This is a genomic window from Streptomyces sp. NPDC053079, assembly GCF_044546695.1.
Taxonomy (GTDB): domain Bacteria; phylum Actinomycetota; class Actinomycetes; order Streptomycetales; family Streptomycetaceae; genus Streptomyces.
This window is the reverse complement of record NZ_JBITZJ010000007.1, coordinates 73,796-90,723: the sequence shown is the minus strand read 5'-3', so window position 1 is coordinate 90,723 and position 16,928 is coordinate 73,796. Positions and strand designations below refer to the sequence as shown.

At 71.5% G+C, this 16,928-nt stretch carries 14 protein-coding genes and 1 riboswitch; of the genes, 12 read left to right on the top strand and 2 right to left on the bottom strand.

The genetic code is table 11. The annotated features are described in order from the left end of the window. Nucleotides 1–17 precede the first annotated feature (17 nt). Entirely contained in the window at nt 18–1,469 is a 1,452-nt protein-coding gene (locus ACIGXW_RS25690) for a DUF2079 domain-containing protein (RefSeq protein WP_399575176.1), read from the bottom strand. Nucleotides 1,470–1,700: 231 nt separating this feature from the next. Between ACIGXW_RS25690 and ACIGXW_RS25685 the strand changes: the two genes are divergently transcribed. From ACIGXW_RS25685 to ACIGXW_RS25630, 12 genes are all read left to right on the top strand, one after another. Then, the gene (locus tag ACIGXW_RS25685) at nt 1,701–2,321 is read left to right on the top strand and encodes a SurA N-terminal domain-containing protein (protein ID WP_399575175.1); all 621 of its coding nucleotides are present in this window, start codon (nt 1,701–1,703) and stop codon (nt 2,319–2,321) included. A 33-nt stretch (nt 2,322–2,354) separates the two neighbouring features. Next, nucleotides 2,355–3,335, top strand: coding sequence for a nucleoside triphosphate pyrophosphohydrolase (locus ACIGXW_RS25680; protein WP_399575174.1), 981 nt, complete (start codon nt 2,355–2,357; stop codon nt 3,333–3,335). Nucleotides 3,336–3,408: 73 nt separating this feature from the next. Continuing rightward, on the top strand, nt 3,409–3,843 hold the full coding sequence (locus ACIGXW_RS25675; protein WP_071965854.1) for a DUF6479 family protein: 435 nt from the start codon (nt 3,409–3,411) through the stop codon (nt 3,841–3,843). A gap of 45 nt (nt 3,844–3,888) precedes the next feature. Then, nucleotides 3,889–5,148, top strand: coding sequence for a cytochrome P450 (locus tag ACIGXW_RS25670; protein WP_399575423.1), 1,260 nt, complete (start codon nt 3,889–3,891; stop codon nt 5,146–5,148). A gap of 165 nt (nt 5,149–5,313) precedes the next feature. Next, complete coding sequence (locus ACIGXW_RS25665; RefSeq protein WP_399575173.1) at nt 5,314–6,279, top strand: transglycosylase family protein; 966 nt, start codon at nt 5,314–5,316, stop codon at nt 6,277–6,279. A 294-nt stretch (nt 6,280–6,573) separates the two neighbouring features. Continuing rightward, a riboswitch (cyclic di-AMP (ydaO/yuaA leader) is annotated at nt 6,574–6,723 on the top strand. A 4-nt stretch (nt 6,724–6,727) separates the two neighbouring features. Further along, a complete protein-coding gene (locus ACIGXW_RS25660) occupies nt 6,728–7,486 on the top strand; it encodes a transglycosylase family protein (protein WP_399575172.1) in 759 nt (252 codons plus the stop codon). A 226-nt stretch (nt 7,487–7,712) separates the two neighbouring features. Beyond that, nucleotides 7,713–8,993 (top strand): phosphopyruvate hydratase, encoded by a 1,281-nt coding sequence (eno, locus tag ACIGXW_RS25655; RefSeq protein WP_071965323.1) that lies wholly within the window; start codon nt 7,713–7,715, stop codon nt 8,991–8,993. A gap of 91 nt (nt 8,994–9,084) precedes the next feature. Further along, nucleotides 9,085–9,555, top strand: coding sequence for a septum formation initiator family protein (locus ACIGXW_RS25650; RefSeq protein ID WP_071965324.1), 471 nt, complete (start codon nt 9,085–9,087; stop codon nt 9,553–9,555). Nucleotides 9,556–9,600: 45 nt separating this feature from the next. Further along, entirely contained in the window at nt 9,601–10,140 is a 540-nt protein-coding gene (locus tag ACIGXW_RS25645) for a DUF501 domain-containing protein (protein WP_071965325.1), read from the top strand. Then, nucleotides 10,137–11,078: an exopolyphosphatase gene (locus ACIGXW_RS25640; protein ID WP_399575171.1), complete on the top strand. Its 942-nt coding sequence runs from the start codon at nt 10,137–10,139 to the stop codon at nt 11,076–11,078. The genes ACIGXW_RS25645 and ACIGXW_RS25640 overlap by 4 nt, the downstream gene beginning before the upstream one ends. A 387-nt stretch (nt 11,079–11,465) precedes the next feature. Continuing rightward, nucleotides 11,466–12,848 carry an NAD(P)/FAD-dependent oxidoreductase gene (locus ACIGXW_RS25635; protein ID WP_399575170.1) on the top strand — a complete coding sequence of 461 codons (1,383 nt, stop codon included), beginning with the start codon at nt 11,466–11,468 and terminating at the stop codon, nt 12,846–12,848. Nucleotides 12,849–13,010: 162 nt separating this feature from the next. Continuing rightward, a complete protein-coding gene (locus ACIGXW_RS25630) occupies nt 13,011–14,321 on the top strand; it encodes a class I SAM-dependent methyltransferase (protein ID WP_399575169.1) in 1,311 nt (436 codons plus the stop codon). Nucleotides 14,322–14,387: 66 nt separating this feature from the next. On the opposite strand, the gene ACIGXW_RS25625 is transcribed toward ACIGXW_RS25630, so the two are convergent. Further along, nucleotides 14,388–16,907, bottom strand: a complete 2,520-nt coding sequence (locus ACIGXW_RS25625; protein ID WP_399575168.1) for an ABC transporter permease — start codon at nt 16,905–16,907, stop codon at nt 14,388–14,390. Nucleotides 16,908–16,928: the final 21 nt, after the last annotated feature.

Here is a 16,928-nt window from a genome sequence, read left to right as displayed (position 1 = left end):
GGGCAGGGCGCCAGGGGCTAGCGCACCCGCTCGAGCACCGCGTGCCCGCCGCCGCTGCCCAGTACGGCGTACGTCGCGCCGGGGTGCAGCCGCTGTCCTTCGCCGGCCAGGTCCTGCGGGGTCCTGCCGTCGGTCAGGCGCAGGGCGATGTAGTCGGGGACGACGCCGCGGGTGTCGCCTATCCAGAAGACGCGGCAGCGGCTGACGAGGCGGCTTATCGGGGCGATGTCGGCCTCGACGGTGGCGTCGTCGGGGATGCGGTCCAGGAGGCGCTCGGTGTCCTTGACGCTCTGCGGGACGCGGTAGGTCTCGGTGAGGGTCAGGCCGTACAGGGGCAGGGACGCGGTGAGTGCGAGGGCCGCGGCGGCGACGGCGGCCGGCAGGTGGTGGGCGTACGAGCGCAGCCACGGGCGGGGGCTGCGGCGGGAGCGGGCGAGGGCGTCGGCCAGGGCGATGAAGAGGACGGGCATCAGGACGGCGCTGTAGTGCCAGTCGGTGCCCCAGTAGTGGTCGTCGTGGGAGACGAAGCGCCAGCCCAGGGTCGGCAGGGCGACCAGCAGCACCGGTGAGCGCAGGGCCAGCAGTCCGGTGGTGGGCAGCAGGGTCCACGCCAGGGTGCGCAGCGCGGTGTCGACGGGGATGACGGGGGCGGGGCCGTCGCCGCCGCTGAGCTTGTTCCAGTAGTCGTAGGCGCCGCCGCTGTTGAAGCCGGGGATGATCACGCCGAGGGCCAGGGCGGCGCCGGCGAGCCCGAAGGCCACCAGGCCGGCCGCCCAGGCCGTCGCCCCCCGGGTGTGCTCGGTGCCGCGCAGTCGCAGCAGCATCAGGACGCCGATGGCCGCGGCCGTGACGCCCAGGTCCTCCTTGACCAGCACCAGGGGCGCGGCCCACAGCGCGGCGGCCCGCCAGCGGCCGCGTACGACGGCCTCCAGGGAGAAGGCCAGCAGCGGCATGGCGAAGGCGATCTCGTGGAAGTCGAAGTCGACGGCCCGCTGGACGCCCCAGGACAGCCCGTAGGCGAGGGCGACGGCGAGCCCCCGGCGGCGGCCGAGGAGGTGTGCGGCGAGCCGGGTGACCGGCACGGCGGACAGGGCGAAGAGCGCGGCCTGGACGACGAGGAGCGTCACCGGGGTGGGGAAGACGCGGTAGAGGGGGGCGATCAGCGCGGTGACGGGGCTGAAGTGGTCCCCGAGGATGTTGGTGCCGGGGCCCTTGAGGTCGGCTATGGGGGTCTGGAGCCGGGAGTAGGCCCGTATGGCCTGTTCGAAGATGCCCAGGTCCCACGACATGGTCAGCATCCGCCGGTGCCGGCAGACGGAGAGCGTGGTGTAGAGGAGGAAGAGGACGCCGCCCACCCAGTACGGGTCCAGTCGCGGTGCGCGCAGCCGGGCGCCGCGGGCGCCCCGTGCGGGCGCGGTCTCGGCCCTGCTCCTGTCCTGTGCCGCGACGGGGGCGGTGGCCGAGTCCATGGGCGGGTCCTCCTCGGGCTGATTTGCGGGGGTCGGTCTGAAGTATGCGTCCTCGGCCGTGATCGTTACGACGCCCCCCTCGGTCCCGGCGGCCAGGGCGCGCATCCCGACGCCCCGCGAATCGTTGGCCGAATCAGTGGCCTGGGCCACGCCGACTCCCTACCATCGATCAACGCCGGACCATCGATCGACCCCGCACCTGTTTGCCAGCGATCTCTGCCGGGAGGCTTCATGATCCGCCGCAGGACAGCGCTCTCCTTCTCCGCCGCCACCGTGCTCGTCGCGGCGCCCCTGCTCACCGGCTGCGGGTCCACACCGCATCCGGGTGCGGCGGCGGTCGTGGGCAAGGAGCGGATCACCGTCTCGCAGCTGCAGAGTCAGGTGGCGGACGTGCGCGAGGCGCAGCGGTCCTCGCCGGAGGGGGCGCAGTTGCTGGCGGGCAGTGCGCAGCTGGGCCAGGACACGCTGGTCCGGCTGATCCAGTACCGGATCATCGAGCAGGCCGGCCGGGACAACGGCGTGGAGGTCACCCGCCGGGAGCTGCAGGAGCGGCGCGGGCAGGTCGAGCGGGTGCTCGGCGGTGCCGACGCCGTCGAGGAGCGCTTCCTGGCGGCCGGCATCGCGCCGGGCCAGATCGACCGGGAGCTGTCGGTCGGCCTGGTCCGCTCCAGGCTGGAGGACAAGCTCGGCAAGGCCCGCACGGGCGAGGTGCTGATGAAGACCTCCGACTCCCTGCGCGTGGACGTCAATCCCCGCTACGGCACGTGGGACGCCAAGCGCGGTACGGCCCGGGCCGCGCTGGAGCCGTGGCTGCGGCCGGCCGCGGCGCCCGGCGCCGAACAGCCGGCGTGAGCCGGGCGCGTCCGGTCGCCTAGGCTCGGTCGCGTGAACGACCGCGTGAACGACTCCTTTGGCCGCATCGTCCTGCTCACCACCAGCCACCGGGTCGCCCCCGGCCTGCTGTCCTGGCCCGCGTGGCAGACGCTGCGCGGCGCCGGGCGGGTGCTGTGCGCGGACGCCGGCCATCCGCAGCTGCCGTATCTGCGGGAGGCGGGCGTGGAGGTCGAGCACGCCTCGCCGACCGCCCGCGAGCTCGTCGACTACTGCGCGGACGGGCGGCGCACCGCGGTGGTGATCACCTCCGCGGAGGGGGAGTCGGCCCTTACCGACGGCCTGGCCCGGCTGGCGGGCTCCGGCCGCGAGTCGATGCCCGCGCTGGAGCTGCTGCCCGGCTCCTACGACCTGCCCGGCGCCCGGCTGCTGGACCTGGTGCAGGTCATGGACCGGATCCGGCTGGCCTGCCCGTGGAGCGGCGTCCGTACCCACCAGGACCTGGCGAAGTACGGCCTGGAGGAGATGTACGAGCTGCTGGAGGCCATCGAGACCGGTGACCGGGAGGCGCTGCGCGAGGAGCTCGGCGACGTCCTGCTGCAGGTCGTCTTCCACGCCCGGATCGCGCAGGACGACGCGGACGAGCCGTTCTCCGTCGACGACGTCGCGGGCACCATCGTCGACAAGCTCATCCACCGTCACCCGCACGTCTTCGGCGAGGAGAGCGCGCGGACGCCGGAGGACGTCAGGGAGCACTGGCTGCGCACCAAGGCCGCCGAGAAGGGCCGCGACTCCGTCACCGAGGGCGTCCCGCTGGGGCAGCCGGCCCTCGCGCTCGCCGCGAAGCTCGCCTCCCGTGCCCGTACCGAGGGCCTGGACGTGGCCCTGCCGGCGGGGGAGGGCGTCGGCTACGAGCTGCTGGCCCTGGCCGTGCGGGCCGAGGCGGCCGGCACCGAGCCGGAGACGGCGCTGCGGGCGGCCGCCCGCACCTACCGGGACGCGATCCTCGCCGCGGAGACGGCGCGGGGGGAGTAAGGGGAGTAAGGGGCCGCCACCCGTTCGGCCCACGCGCGGTCTTGACCCGGCGCGCGGCGGGTACCCGACATCCATGCGCACTGACCACATGGACCTCGCACTGCCGCACTGGGTCGGCGGCATCGCCCCCTTCATCGTGGGGCTGTGCGTCTGCGCCCTGCTGATCCTGGCCTTCGTGTACGGGCAGCGCTGGCGCGACAGGGAGCCGCCGCCCCCGGCCCAGCCGCAGCGCCGCCAGGGTTCCTGGCAGACGCGGCAGGAGCACGACAGGGGCCCGGCCTCGCCCGACCACGGCCCCGGGCACAACGACGACGAGGAGAGCTCGGTCGGCTACGTCGTCGAGCACCGGGAGTCGGACCAGCTGCAGACCGAGGCCAACGGGGAGCGGGTGCTGCCGCACGAGATCAACAACCCCGGCAGCCATCCCGAGGAGCGCTCGGAGGACCGCAAGAAGTGGGACCCGGGCAGCAGCGGGGCCTTCGGCAGCGGCGGCGGCGGGCACCACTAGCGGGGCCGCAGGTAGCGTCGGGGCGTGCACGACACGAACGACCGTATGCCCACGCCCCCCGCCCCGCCGCTGTTCACCTGGGAATTCGCGGCCGACCCCTACCCGGCGTACGCCTGGCTGCGCGAGCACGCCCCCGTGCACCGCACCGCCCTGCCCAGCGGTGTCGAGGCCTGGCTGGTCACCCGGTACGCCGATGCCCGGCAGGCGCTCGCCGACCAGCGGCTGTCGAAGAATCCCGTGCACCACTCCGAGAGCGCCCACGGCAAGGGCAAGGTCGGCATCCCCGGCGAGCGCAGCGCCAATTTGATGACGCATCTGCTCAACATCGATCCGCCGGACCACACCCGGCTGCGCCGGCTGGTCTCCAAGGCGTTCACCCCGCGCCGGGTCGCGGAGTTCGCGCCCCGCGTGCAGGAGCTGACGGATCAGCTCATCGACGCCTTCGCGGAGAGAGGGGAGGCGGACCTGATCCACGAGTTCGCCTTCCCCCTCCCCATCTATGCCATCTGCGACCTGCTCGGGGTGCCGCGCGAGGACCAGGACGACTTCCGGGACTGGGCGGGAATGATGATCCGCCATGGCGGCGGGCCGCGTGGCGGAGTGGCGCGCTCGGTGAAGAAGATGCGGGGCTATCTCACGGAGCTGATCCGCCGGAAGCGGGGGGCCCTGCGGGAAGAAGGGGCCGAAGACCTCATCTCCGGACTGATCAGGGCGAGTGACCACGGTGAGCACCTCACCGAGGACGAGGCCGCGGCCATGGCCTTCATTCTGCTTTTTGCTGGTTTTGAAACAACTGTGAACCTGATCGGTAACGGAACCTACGCCCTTCTGCGCAATCCCGGGCAGCGCGAGCGCCTCCAGCGCGCCCTGCGCGAGGGCGACGAGAGCCTGCTGGCCACCGGCGTGGAGGAACTGCTGCGCTACGACGGTCCCGTGGAGCTGGCGACCTGGCGGTTCGCCACGCGGGACCTGACCCTGGGCGGGCAGCGCATCGCCGAGGGCGACCCCGTGCTCGTCGTCCTCGCCGCCGCGGACCGCGACCCCGAGCGGTTCACCGACCCCGACACCCTTGACCTGGCCCGGCGCGACAACCAGCACCTGGGCTACGGACACGGCATCCACTACTGCCTGGGGGCGCCCTTGGCGCGCCTGGAGGGGCAGGTGGCGCTGGCGACGCTGCTGCGCCGGATGCCCGATCTGCGCCTGGGCGCGGAGCCGGAGGATCTGCGCTGGCGCGGGGGTCTGATCATGCGTGGATTGCGCACTTTGCCCGTCGAGTTCACCCCGGCGCCGCCCGCCGACTGACGCCCTATCAGGCCGCGTGACCTTCGCGTGACCTCCGATACACCGGCTTGTGACGACCCGGACCCGTCGCTATGTTCGACGACCACATCAGCCGCCACACGAGAGGGCCACCCCATGCGCTTCGGGAACGGAAGACATCGCCGCCCCCGTCAGATACCCGCCATCGTGCTCGCGGCGGGGGTGACGGGGGCGGGCATCGCGATGCCGCTGATGGCGGCGACCGCGGCGACGGCCGCGGACACGGGCACCTGGGACAAGGTCGCCCAATGCGAGAGCGGCAAGCTGTGGAGCGCCAACACCGGCAACGGATTCTTCGGCGGCCTGCAGCTCACCCAGCAGATGTGGGAGCAGAACGGCGGCATCTCCTACGCGCCGCGCCCGGACCTGGCCAGCAGGTCGCAGCAGATAGCCGTCGCCGAACGGATCCTGGCCGCCGAGGGCCCCGACGCCTGGCGCAGTTGCGCCGTCAAGTCGGGTCTGTCGAAGGACGCTCCGGCGCCCGATGTGAACCCCGGCCGCATCATCGAGACCCCCGAGCCCGAGACCACCGGCAAGCCGGCGCCCGAGCGCTCCGCTCCCGCCACGCCGGAGCACAAGACCCCCGCCGACCGCGCGCCCGGCACCGACGAGCCCGCGCCCGACGCGTCCAAGTCGCCCGGCAAGCCCGCTCCGTCGGACCCCGCCGCGAGCCCGTCCGCGGACCCCTCCACCCCCGCGGGCCAGACCCCCGGACAGCCGGACGGCAAGCACCGCGAGGACCCCTCGGCCGAACCCTCCACCGGCCCGGCCGCCCCCTCCGCCACGCCCTCGGGCACGCCCACCGACGCGGCGCCCACCGCCCCGCGCACGCCGGGCGACGACGCGAGTGCGGAGCCCGGCACGGGCAAGCACCGCGCCGAGCCGCCGCGTTCGGACGAGCCGCAGCGCCCCTCGCGCGACGGCGGTGACGCCCGGACGGGCGTACCGGGTGCGACGGACTACACCGTGCAGCCCGGTGACAACCTGTCAGCCATCGCACGGGACCACTCGGTCAACGGTGGTTGGCAGACGATCTATCAGAAGAACGAGAAAGTTGTCGGAACCGATCCGGATCTCATCAAGCCTGGTCAGCGGCTCGATATCCGTCCGTAGCCGGGGGGTTCGGGGCGAATGTCCGTTCCAGTCGAAAGTGAGACATGGCTCTCGTTGACTTTGGGCTGGACGGCGCTCGTCCGTTCTTCCCAAACCCCCTCTCACCTGCGGAAACAGGAGGTTCCTGTGGGTAACTTCCAGCAACTGTGGCTGAAAAGTAGGGTTTGAACCCGTCGGCCCGCTGTGTTTAACGTCGTCACCGCTCGCCACCGCGAGCACCACGGTCGCCACGCCGAATCCTGCCGGCGGCCGGGGTAGTCGTCGCGCAAGCGCCGTTGGCAGGAGCGGGGGAACCAAGGTAAGGCGCCGGACCGGTCCGACGGCCTCACGGCCGGGGGAGCGGGACGGCTTGGGGTGAAGCCCGGAGCGCAACCGCGCACCGGGCCGGGCAAACTCACAGCCCGAACCCGACAGCTCACCTCGTAGGCGTCGGTGAGGAAACCGACTTATGTCCAAGGGCAAGCACCGTCGTCCGTCCAAGGCCGTCCGCATCGTCACGCTCGCCGGCGTCACCGGCGTCGCCGTGGCCGCCCCGCTGATGGTCGCGACCTCCGCCAACGCCGCCTCCGTTTCGACCTGGGACAAGGTCGCCCAGTGCGAGTCCACCGGGAACTGGCACATCAACACCGGCAACGGCTACTACGGCGGTCTGCAGTTCTCGCAGTCCTCCTGGAAGGCCGCCGGCGGCACCCAGTACGCCTCGCGCGCCGACCTGGCCACCAAGGCCCAGCAGATCGCCACCGCCGAGCGTCTCCTCGCCATGCAGGGCCCGGGCGCCTGGGGCTGCGCCGGCGAGGGCGGCCTGACCGCCGGTGGCGCGAAGGCCAACGTCGACACCTCCGGCTCCGGCTCCGTGGCGAAGAAGAAGTCCACGAAGTCCTCCTCCTCCGCCGCGGGCGAGACCTCCACCAAGAGCCGCGCCGACCGTGCCGAGCGCCCCTCCGCGCCCAAGCACGCCAAGCCGCAGGCGGAGACCGCCGAGGAGGCCCCGGCCGCCCCGAAGCAGACCGCGCCGAAGCACGCCGCCCCCGCCAAGCCGGTCAAGCAGGGTGACGGCGAGTACGAGGTCAAGGAAGGCGACACCCTCGGCTCCATCGCCGACGCCAAGAAGGTCGACGGCGGCTGGCAGAAGCTGTACGACCGCAACAAGGACATCATCGACAACGCGGACCTGATCTTCCCGGGTCAGAAGCTGCACCTCAGCTGATCACCGGCTGAGCGCCGCGCTCATCCGCGGGACCGCCCCGCTCCGATGCGACTTCCCCCCGAGCCGCATCGGAGCGGGGCTCCGCCGTTTTCCCCGCCCATTCATCCGGTGATCTCGGCTTTTGTGCCAATTTTCGGTCCGGTGGCAGGTCCAAGGGCGGGCGCAGCCTCCGGGGCCCGTTAGGCTCGTGCTGCAGAACTCCAGACACATCACGAAGGAGACCCTCGTGCCGTCCATCGACGTCGTCGTAGCTCGCGAGATCCTCGACTCGCGAGGCAACCCCACGGTCGAGGTCGAGGTCGGCCTCGACGACGGCTCCACGGGCCGTGCCGCCGTGCCGTCCGGCGCCTCCACCGGTGCCTTCGAGGCCATCGAGCTGCGCGACGGTGACCCGAACCGCTACCTGGGCAAGGGCGTCGAGAAGGCCGTTCTCGCCGTCATCGAGCAGATCGGCCCGGAGCTCGTCGGCTACGACGCCACCGAGCAGCGCCTGATCGACCAGGCGATGTTCGACCTGGACGCCACCGACAACAAGGGCTCGCTCGGCGCCAACGCCATCCTGGGCGTCTCCCTGGCCGTCGCGCACGCCGCCTCCGAGGCGTCCGACCTGCCGCTGTTCCGCTACCTCGGCGGCCCGAACGCGCACCTGCTGCCCGTTCCGATGATGAACATCCTCAACGGCGGCTCGCACGCCGACTCCAACGTGGACATCCAGGAGTTCATGATCGCGCCGATCGGCGCGGAGTCCTTCTCCGAGGCCCTGCGCTGGGGCACCGAGGTCTACCACACCCTCAAGAAGGTGCTGAAGGGCCGCGGCCTGTCCACCGGCCTCGGCGACGAGGGCGGCTTCGCCCCGAACCTCGGCTCCAACCGCGAGGCCCTCGACCTCATCCTCGAGGCCATCAAGGAGGCCGGCTACACCCCCGGCCAGGACATCGCGCTGGCGCTCGACGTCGCCGCCTCCGAGTTCTACAAGGACGGCGTCTACACCTTCGAGGGCAAGGACCGCTCCGCCGCCGAGATGACGGAGTACTACGCCGAGCTCGTCGAGGCGTACCCGCTGGTCTCCATCGAGGACCCGCTGTTCGAGGACGACTGGGCCGGCTGGAACACCATCACCGAGAAGCTCGGCGACAAGGTCCAGCTCGTCGGTGACGACCTGTTCGTCACCAACCCCGAGCGCCTGGCCCGCGGCATCGAGGAGAACTCCGCGAACGCCCTGCTGGTCAAGGTCAACCAGATCGGCTCGCTGACCGAGACCCTGGACGCCGTCGAGCTGGCCCAGCGCAACGGCTTCAAGTGCATGATGTCCCACCGCTCCGGCGAGACCGAGGACGTCACCATCGCCGACCTGGCCGTCGCCACCAACTGCGGCCAGATCAAGACCGGCGCCCCGGCCCGCTCCGAGCGCGTCGCCAAGTACAACCAGCTGCTGCGCATCGAGGAGATCCTCGACGACGCCGCGGTGTACGCCGGCCGCAGCGCGTTCCCGCGCTTCAAGGGCTGACCTTCTCGCCAGTCTCCGTACGTCCCCGGCCGCGGTCCCGTACCGTGTCCGGGGACGTACGTTCGTGGCGGACTCTTCCAGGGGAGGCGACGTGGGCGCGGACCGGTTCTCCACCGCGACCAGGCTCAAGGCGCTGGGCACGGCCCTCGTGCAGGGGCCGACCGCGGCCCGGATCTACCGCGCCGGGCCCCCGCGGCGCAGCCGGCTCACCGGCCGGGCGGCGCTGCTCGCCCTCGTCGTCTGCTCCCTCGTCGTCGCCCTCGCCTACCCCATGCGCCAGTGGGTCACCCAGCGTTCGGACATCGCCGAGCAGCGGCACCGCACCGAGCAGGCGCGGGAGCAGGTCAAGCGGCTGCGCGACGAGAAGGCCCGGCTCGAGGACCCGGCGTACGTGGAGCAGCAGGCGCGCGAGCACCTGCACTTCGTACGGCCCGGCGAGACCGGCTACACCGTGGCGGACGGCAGCGGCGGCACCCGCCAGCGCCGCAACGAAGGCGCCGCCGACCGCCCCTGGTACAGCAACCTCTTCGACGGCGTGGACACCTCCGACGGCCACCGCTGACCCTGCACATTCTTTCGACAAGACCGAGCGAGCACGAGCGAGCACATGGACACCCCTCCTCCGAAGACCGAGCCCACCGAGCCGACCGACGCCGACATCGCCGCGTTCAAGGAGCAGCTGGGGCGCCCGCCGCGCGGGCTGCGCGCCATCGCGCACCGCTGCCCCTGCGGTCAGCCCGACGTCGTCGAGACGGCCCCCCGGCTGCCGGACGGCACGCCGTTCCCGACGACGTACTACCTGACCTGCCCGCGTGCCGCCTCCGCGATCGGCACCCTCGAGGGCTCGGGCCTGATGAAGGAGATGCAGGACCGGCTGGCGACCGACCCGGAGCTGGCCGCCGCCTACCGGGCCGCGCACGAGGACTACCTCGCGCGCCGCGACGCGATCGAGGTGCTGGAGGGCTTCCCGAGCGCCGGCGGCATGCCGGACCGGGTCAAGTGCCTGCACGTGCTGGTCGGGCACTCGCTGGTGGCCGGCCCCGGCGTGAACCCCTTCGGTGACGAGGCGCTGGCGCTGCTGCCGGAGTGGTGGGCCAAGGGCCCGTGCGTGAGCCCCTGCGGCGAGTCGGGCGAGGGGTGCGCATGACGCGCGTCGCCGCCATCGACTGCGGTACGAACTCGATCCGGCTGCTCGTCGCGGACGCCGACCCCGCCACCGGTGAACTCAAGGAGCTCGACCGGCGGATGACGATCGTCCGGCTCGGCCAGGGCGTGGACCGCACGGGCCGCCTGGCGCCGGAGGCGCTGGAGCGCACGTTCGCCGCGTGCCGCGAGTACGCCGAGGTCATCAAGGCGCACGGCGCCCAGCGGGTGCGCTTCGTGGCCACGTCCGCCTCGCGGGACGCGGAGAACCGCGAGGACTTCGTGCGCGGCGTCGTGGAGATCCTGGGCGTGGAGCCCGAGGTGATCAGCGGTGACCAGGAGGCGGAGTTCTCCTTCACCGGCGCCACCAGGGAGCTCGCCGGGCGCGCCGACCTGGCCACGCCGTTCCTGGTCGTGGACATCGGCGGCGGCTCGACTGAGTTCGTGGTCGGCGAGGAGCACGTGCGGGCCGCGCGCAGCGTGGACGTGGGCTGCGTACGGATGACGGAACGTCATCTGGTCGTGGACGGCGAGGTCACCGACCCGCCCTCGGCCGCCCAGATCGAGGCGATACGGGCCGACGTCGAGGCGGCGCTGGACCTCGCCGGGCAGAGCGTGCCGCTGACCGAGGCCCGTACGCTCGTCGGCCTGGCCGGCTCGGTCACCACGGTCGCCGCGATCGCGCTGGGGCTGCGGGAGTACGACTCCGCCGCCATCCACCACTCGCGCATCTCCCTGGAGCGGGTCCGGGATATCACCCACGAGCTGATCGGCTCCACCCACGAGCAGCGGGCGGCGATCTCCGTGATGCACCCGGGCCGCGTCGACGTCATCGCCGCGGGCGCGCTCGTGCTGCTGTGCGTGATGGAGCGGACCGGCGCCCAGGAGGTCGTGGTGAGCGAGCACGACATCTTGGACGGCATCGCGTGGAGCGTGGCGTAAAGGGGCGTTCCGGACCCTTCGGGGGCCCGGTGGGCCCCTCTCCGGGGAATGTTCGTGAAATCCTTCACATGAAAAAGTGGTCCTAGGACCCCGGAATGAGGGCTTCAGACCCCCTTCCGGGGCCCGCGGGGCCTCCGCGGCCGGAAACGGTCCGGTTTCAGACGTGTTAAAGAAACGCTTATGCGGGCCGTCCACAGGCTGTGGTCCAGTCGCCCCGCGAGCCGCAAGCCCAGTTCAGCAGGGGTGATCAACGCCCCGGCGGACGGCTTGGTTCCATTACGGCGCCATGGCGTCGGTCACAGGGGCGGCGGAGTGTAGCAGACAGGCCCCGGCCCCTTGTGAAGGGGCGCACGAGCACCCCTCCCGAGAGTGCTGGATACTCGAAACATGAGCACCACGGAGCGTCCACGGATCCTCGTAGTAGGCGGTGGGTACGTCGGCCTGTACGCGGCGCGCCGCATCCTCAAGAAGATGCGGTTCGGCGAGGCGACCGTCACGGTCGTCGACCCGCGCTCGTACATGACGTACCAGCCCTTCCTTCCTGAAGCAGCCGCCGGCAGCATCTCCCCCCGCCACGTCGTGGTGCCGCTGCGACGCGTGCTCCCGAAGGCGGAGGTCCTGACCGGCCGTGTCACGACCATCGACCAGGACCGCAAGGTAGCCACGATCGCGCCGCTCGTCGGCGAGGCGTACGAGCTGCCCTTCGACTACCTGGTCATCGCGATGGGCGCCGTCTCGCGCACCTTCCCGATCCCCGGCCTCGCCGAGAACGGCATCGGCATGAAGGGCATCGAGGAGGCCATCGGCCTGCGCAACCACGTTCTCGAGCAGCTCGACAAGGCCGACTCGACCAAGGACGAGGAGATCCGCCGCAAGGCGCTCACCTTCGTCTTCGTCGGCGGTGGCTTCGCGGGTGCGGAGACCATCGGCGAGGTCGAGGACATGGCGCGCGACGCCGCCAAGTACTACCCGAACGTGAAGCGCGAGGACATGCGCTTCATCCTCGTCGACGCGGCCGACAAGATCCTCCCCGAGGTGGGTCCCAAGCTCGGTCAGTACGGCAAGGAGCACCTCGAGAGCCGTGGCGTCGAGATCTACCTCTCGACCTCCATGGACTCCTGCGTCGACGGCCACGTCGTGCTGAAGAACGGCCTCGAGGTCGACTCCAACACCATCGTGTGGACCGCGGGCGTCAAGCCCAACCCGGCGCTGGTCCGCTTCGGCCTGCCGCTGGGCCCGCGCGGCCACGTCGACACCTCCGAGACCCTCCAGGTCCAGGGCACCGACTACATCTGGGCCGCGGGCGACAACGCCCAGGTTCCGGACATGGTCGGCCGCAAGGCCGGCAACGAGAACGCCTGGTGCCCGCCGAACGCCCAGCACGCCCTGCGCCAGGCCAAGGTCCTCGGCGACAACGTGGTCTCCGGGATGCGCGGCTTCCCGCAGAAGACCTACGAGCACTCCAACAAGGGTGCGGTGGCGGGCCTCGGCCTCCACAAGGGCGTCGCGATGATCGTCATGGGCAAGATGAAGATCAAGCTCAAGGGCCGTCTCGCCTGGTACATGCACCGTGGCTACCACGGCATGGCCATGCCGACCTGGAACCGCAAGATCCGCGTCTTCGCGGACTGGACCCTCGGCATGTTCCTCAAGCGCGAGGTCGTCTCCCTGCGCGCCATGGAGAACCCGCGCGAGGAGTTCTACGAGGCCGCCAAGCCGGCCCCGCAGGCCGCCAAGTCCGACACGGCGCAGAAGGCCAAGGCCTCCTAGCCGGCACCGCATTCCTTCGAGGGCGTCCACCAATCCGTGGGGTGGGCGCCCTCGGCGTTTTCGTTGACCTACCCTGTCCGAAGAGGGACTACAGCACGGCCTGTTGGTGTTTAGGTGTTAGGTGAATCTATCTCCTGACACTTCATCATGGAGGTGTGCGACATGGCCGAGGCCGCTCGACGGCTGACCACACTCGCGGAACAGGTCCTGGGGGCCCCGCTCCCGGTCCGGGTGCGCGCCTGGGACGGTAGCGAATCCGGACCGCCCGGCACCCCCGTCCTCCTCGTGCGCCGGCGCCGTGCCCTGCGCCGCCTGCTGTGGAAGCCGGGAGAACTCGGGCTGGCACGCGCCTGGGTCGCCGGGGACCTCGACGTCGAAGGCGACCTCTACCAGGCCCTGGAACTGCTCGCAGGGCACCTGTGGGAGCGCGACGAGGGATCCGGGCCCCGCAGCGGCCCCGCCGCCCTCCTGAGCGCCCTGCGCGACCCCGCACTGCGGGCTGCCGGCCGCGAGCTGCTCCGCCTCGCCGGACCGCTGCCACCGCCCGCACCGCCGCGCGAGGAGGCCCGCACCGGCGGCGGCCCGCTGCACACCGTGCGCCGCGACAAGCAGGCCATCAGCCACCACTACGACGTCGGCAACACCTTCTACGAACACGTCCTGGGCCCCTCGATGGTCTACTCCTGCGCCTACTGGCCCGGCCCGGACGCCACCCTGCGGGAAGCCCAGCGCGCCAAGCTCGACCTCGTCTGCCGCAAGCTCGCCCTGCGGCCCGGGCAGCGGCTGCTGGACGTCGGCTGCGGCTGGGGCTCGATGGCCCTGCACGCGGCCCGCGAGTACGGGGTGCGCGTGGTCGGCATCACCCTCTCCGAGGAACAGGCCGCGTACGCCCGTAAGCGGGTCGCCGAGGCCGGTCTGGCGGACCGCGTGGAGATACGCGTCCAGGACTACCGCGAGGTCCACGACGGGCCGTTCGACGCCCTCTCCTCCATCGGCATGGCCGAGCACGTCGGCTCCGCGCGCTACGCCGAGTACGCCGCCGAGCTCCACGCCCTGCTCGAGCCCGGCGGCCGGCTGCTCAACCATCAGATCGCCCGCCGCCCGCTGCGGGACGAGGCGGACTACCGCGTCGACGAGTTCATCGACCGCTACGTCTTCCCCGACGGGGAGCTGGCGCCCGTCGGCCGCACCGTGGCCCAGCTCGAACAGGCCGGCTTCGAGGTGCGCGACGTGGAGTCGCTGCGCGAGCACTACGCCCTGACCCTGCGCGCCTGGGTGGCCAACCTGGAGGCCCACTGGGACGAGGCCGTGCGCCTGACCTCGCCGGGCCGGGCCCGGGTGTGGCGGCTGTACATGGCCGCCTCCGCGCTGGCCTTCGAGCGCAACCGCATCGGCGTCAACCAGGTCCTGGCCGTCCGCACCCCGCCGAGCGGCGGGAGCGGGCTGCCGCTGCGCACCCGCGACTGGCGCTGAGCACGCGCGAAGGGCCCGGTCCGCCTGGACCGGGCCCTTCGCTCCACTCCTCGTGCCGCGCGGCCGCTACTCGGCCTTGATGGCGGACAGCATGTTCAGCTTGGCCGCCCGGCGGGCCGGCCACAGCGCGGCCAGCACCCCGACCACGGCGGACAGCAGCAGGAAGACGCCCATGCGCTCCCAGGGGAGCACCAGCTCATAGGTGCTCAGGCCCTTCTTGATGAGGTCGCCCGCGGCCCAGCCGAAGAAGACGCCCAGCCCGATGCCCATCACACCGCCGAACAGCGAGATGATCAGGGACTCCAGGCGCACCATGCGCTTGATGCCCTTGCGGTCCAGGCCGATGGCGCGCAGCATGCCGATCTCCTGCCGGCGCTCGAAGACCGACATCGCCAGGGTGTTGATGACACCGAGGACGGCGACGACCACGGCCATGGCCAGCAGGCCGTAGAGCATGTTGAGCAGCAGGTTGATGCCCTTGGAGATGCTCTCGGAGATGTCCTGCTTGGTCTGGATCTGGATGGCGGGGTTGTCGCCGAGGGCCTTGGCCAGCGAGTCCTTGGCGGCCTCGCTGGTGCCGGTCTTGGTCTTGACCAGCACCTGGCGGTCGTCGATCTGGCTCTGGTGCGGGGTCAGCGTCTTGGTGTCGACCATGATGCCGCGCATCAGGTCGTTGCCCTTGTAGACGCCGGAGACCGTCAGGCTGCCCTTCTTGCCGTCCTCGAAGGTGACGTCGAGGGACGAGCCGACCTTCCAGTGGTTGGTGCGGGCCGTGGCGTCGTCGATGACGACCTGGCCGCCGGAGAGGCCGGCGAAGGAGCCGGCCGTGAACTCGAGGTTCATCAGCTTGCCGATGGTGGCGCCGTTGACGCCCATGAGCTCCCTGCGCTCGTCGGCGACGGAGGACCAGGAGCTGCGCAGCGGGCTGGTGGCGGCGACGTCCGGGTGCGTGGAGAGTTTCTTCTCCACATCGGTGGACAGCGGGGTCATGCTGGCCATGGAGACGACGTAGTCGGCCTTCATGGAGCCGGTGGCCATCTTGTCGATGGCCTGCTGCACGCTGCCGGCGATCACGGTCAGGCCGGTGATCAGGGTGAGGCCGATCATCAGCGCGGAGGCGGTGGCGGCGGTGCGGCGCGGGTTGCGGACCGCGTTCTGCCGGGCCAGTTTGCCGGTCATGCCGAACGGGCGCAGGAGCGGGGCCGCGGCGGCGATCACGGGGCGGGACAGCAGCGGGGTCAGCACGAAGACGCCGATGAGGACCAGGCCCGCGCCCAGACCCATCATGGTCGAGCTGGAGGCGGTCAGGACGGTCGCGGCACCGATCGCGGTGATGACGCCGCCGATGGAGTTGCGGACCACCAGGGACTTGGTGGTGGCCACCGCGTGCACGCTGTTCATCGCGGCGACCGGCGGGATCTTCGCGGCGCGGCGGCCGGGCAGCCACGCGGCGAGCATGGTGACGACGATGCCGACGACCAGGGAGGTCAGGATCGTGCTCGGGGCGATGACCAGCGGGCCGTCCGGGATGGTGGCGCCGGTGCCGCTGATCAGCGACCGCAGGCCGGCGCCGATGCCGATGCCCGCGAGCAGGCCGGTGACGCCCGCGACCGAGCCCACGACGAACGCCTCGATGAGCACCGAGCGGGTGACCTGGCGGCGGCTGGCGCCGACCGCGCGCATCAGCGCCAGCTCCTTGGTGCGCTGGGCGACCAGCATGGTGAAGGTGTTGGCGATGATGAAGATGCCGACGAAGAGGGCGATGCCCGCGAAGACCAGCAGGCTGGTGCGCATGCCGTCCATGCCCTGGGCGATGATCCGGCTCTGCTCGTCGGCCAGCTCCTGGGCGGTGGTGGCCTCGGCGTCCTTGGGCAGGATCTTCTCGACGGACGCCTTGAGCGCCGTCTGGGAGGTGCCGGAGGCGGCCTTCACGTCGATGCGGCCGAACTCACCGGGCTTGGCGTAGAGCTTCTGCGCGGTGGGCGTGTCGAACAGGGCGAGGCTGCCGCCGGCGGAGACGTTGCCGTCGTCGGTGGTGAAGACGCCGGAGAGCTTCTGCTTCAGGACGGGGCCGTCGACGGACACCCGGACGGTGTCACCGATCTTGTAGCCGGCGCGCTCGGCGGTCTTGGCGTCCAGCGCGATCTCGCCGGCGCCCTGGGGGGCGCGGCCGCTCTTGAGCGGGTAGCGGGGGTCCTTGCCGCCGGCGGCGGGGTAGTAGTTGGCGCCGGAGGAGGAGAAGCCCTGGCCTATGAGCTTGCCGTCCTTGTCGGCGATGGCGGCGAAGCCGTTGACCGAACCGGTGGCGGAGGCGGCGCCGGGCACCTTGGCGGCCTGGTCCAGCAGGTGCTGGCTGAGCTGCGGAACGGCGCCGGGGTTGTCCTTCTCGCTGCTCTTCCGGTGGGGCTCGATGGCGACGTCGACGCCCGTGAAGCCCTTCTCGGAGCTCTTCTTGTAGGCGTCGGAGATGGTCGAGGTGAAGACCAGGGTGCCGGAGACGAAGGCGACGCCGAGCATGACGGCGAGCACGGTCATCAGCAGCCTGGCCTTGTGCGCGAGCACATTGCGCAGGGCGGTGCGGAACATTGAGGTCAGTCCTGAAGATCG

Coding starts and splice junctions, on each gene's coding strand:
- ACIGXW_RS25690 (WP_399575176.1), bottom strand. CDS start 1,469: ATGGACTCGGCCACCGCCCCCGTCGCGGCACAGGACAGGAGCAGGGCC.
- ACIGXW_RS25685 (WP_399575175.1), top strand. CDS start 1,701: ATGATCCGCCGCAGGACAGCGCTCTCCTTCTCCGCCGCCACCGTGCTC.
- ACIGXW_RS25675 (WP_071965854.1), top strand. CDS start 3,409: ATGCGCACTGACCACATGGACCTCGCACTGCCGCACTGGGTCGGCGGC.
- ACIGXW_RS25670 (WP_399575423.1), top strand. CDS start 3,889: ATGCCCACGCCCCCCGCCCCGCCGCTGTTCACCTGGGAATTCGCGGCC.
- ACIGXW_RS25660 (WP_399575172.1), top strand. CDS start 6,728: ATGTCCAAGGGCAAGCACCGTCGTCCGTCCAAGGCCGTCCGCATCGTC.
- ACIGXW_RS25645 (WP_071965325.1), top strand. CDS start 9,601: ATGGACACCCCTCCTCCGAAGACCGAGCCCACCGAGCCGACCGACGCC.
- ACIGXW_RS25640 (WP_399575171.1), top strand. CDS start 10,137: ATGACGCGCGTCGCCGCCATCGACTGCGGTACGAACTCGATCCGGCTG.
- ACIGXW_RS25635 (WP_399575170.1), top strand. CDS start 11,466: ATGAGCACCACGGAGCGTCCACGGATCCTCGTAGTAGGCGGTGGGTAC.
- ACIGXW_RS25630 (WP_399575169.1), top strand. CDS start 13,011: ATGGCCGAGGCCGCTCGACGGCTGACCACACTCGCGGAACAGGTCCTG.
- ACIGXW_RS25625 (WP_399575168.1), bottom strand. CDS start 16,907: ATGTTCCGCACCGCCCTGCGCAATGTGCTCGCGCACAAGGCCAGGCTG.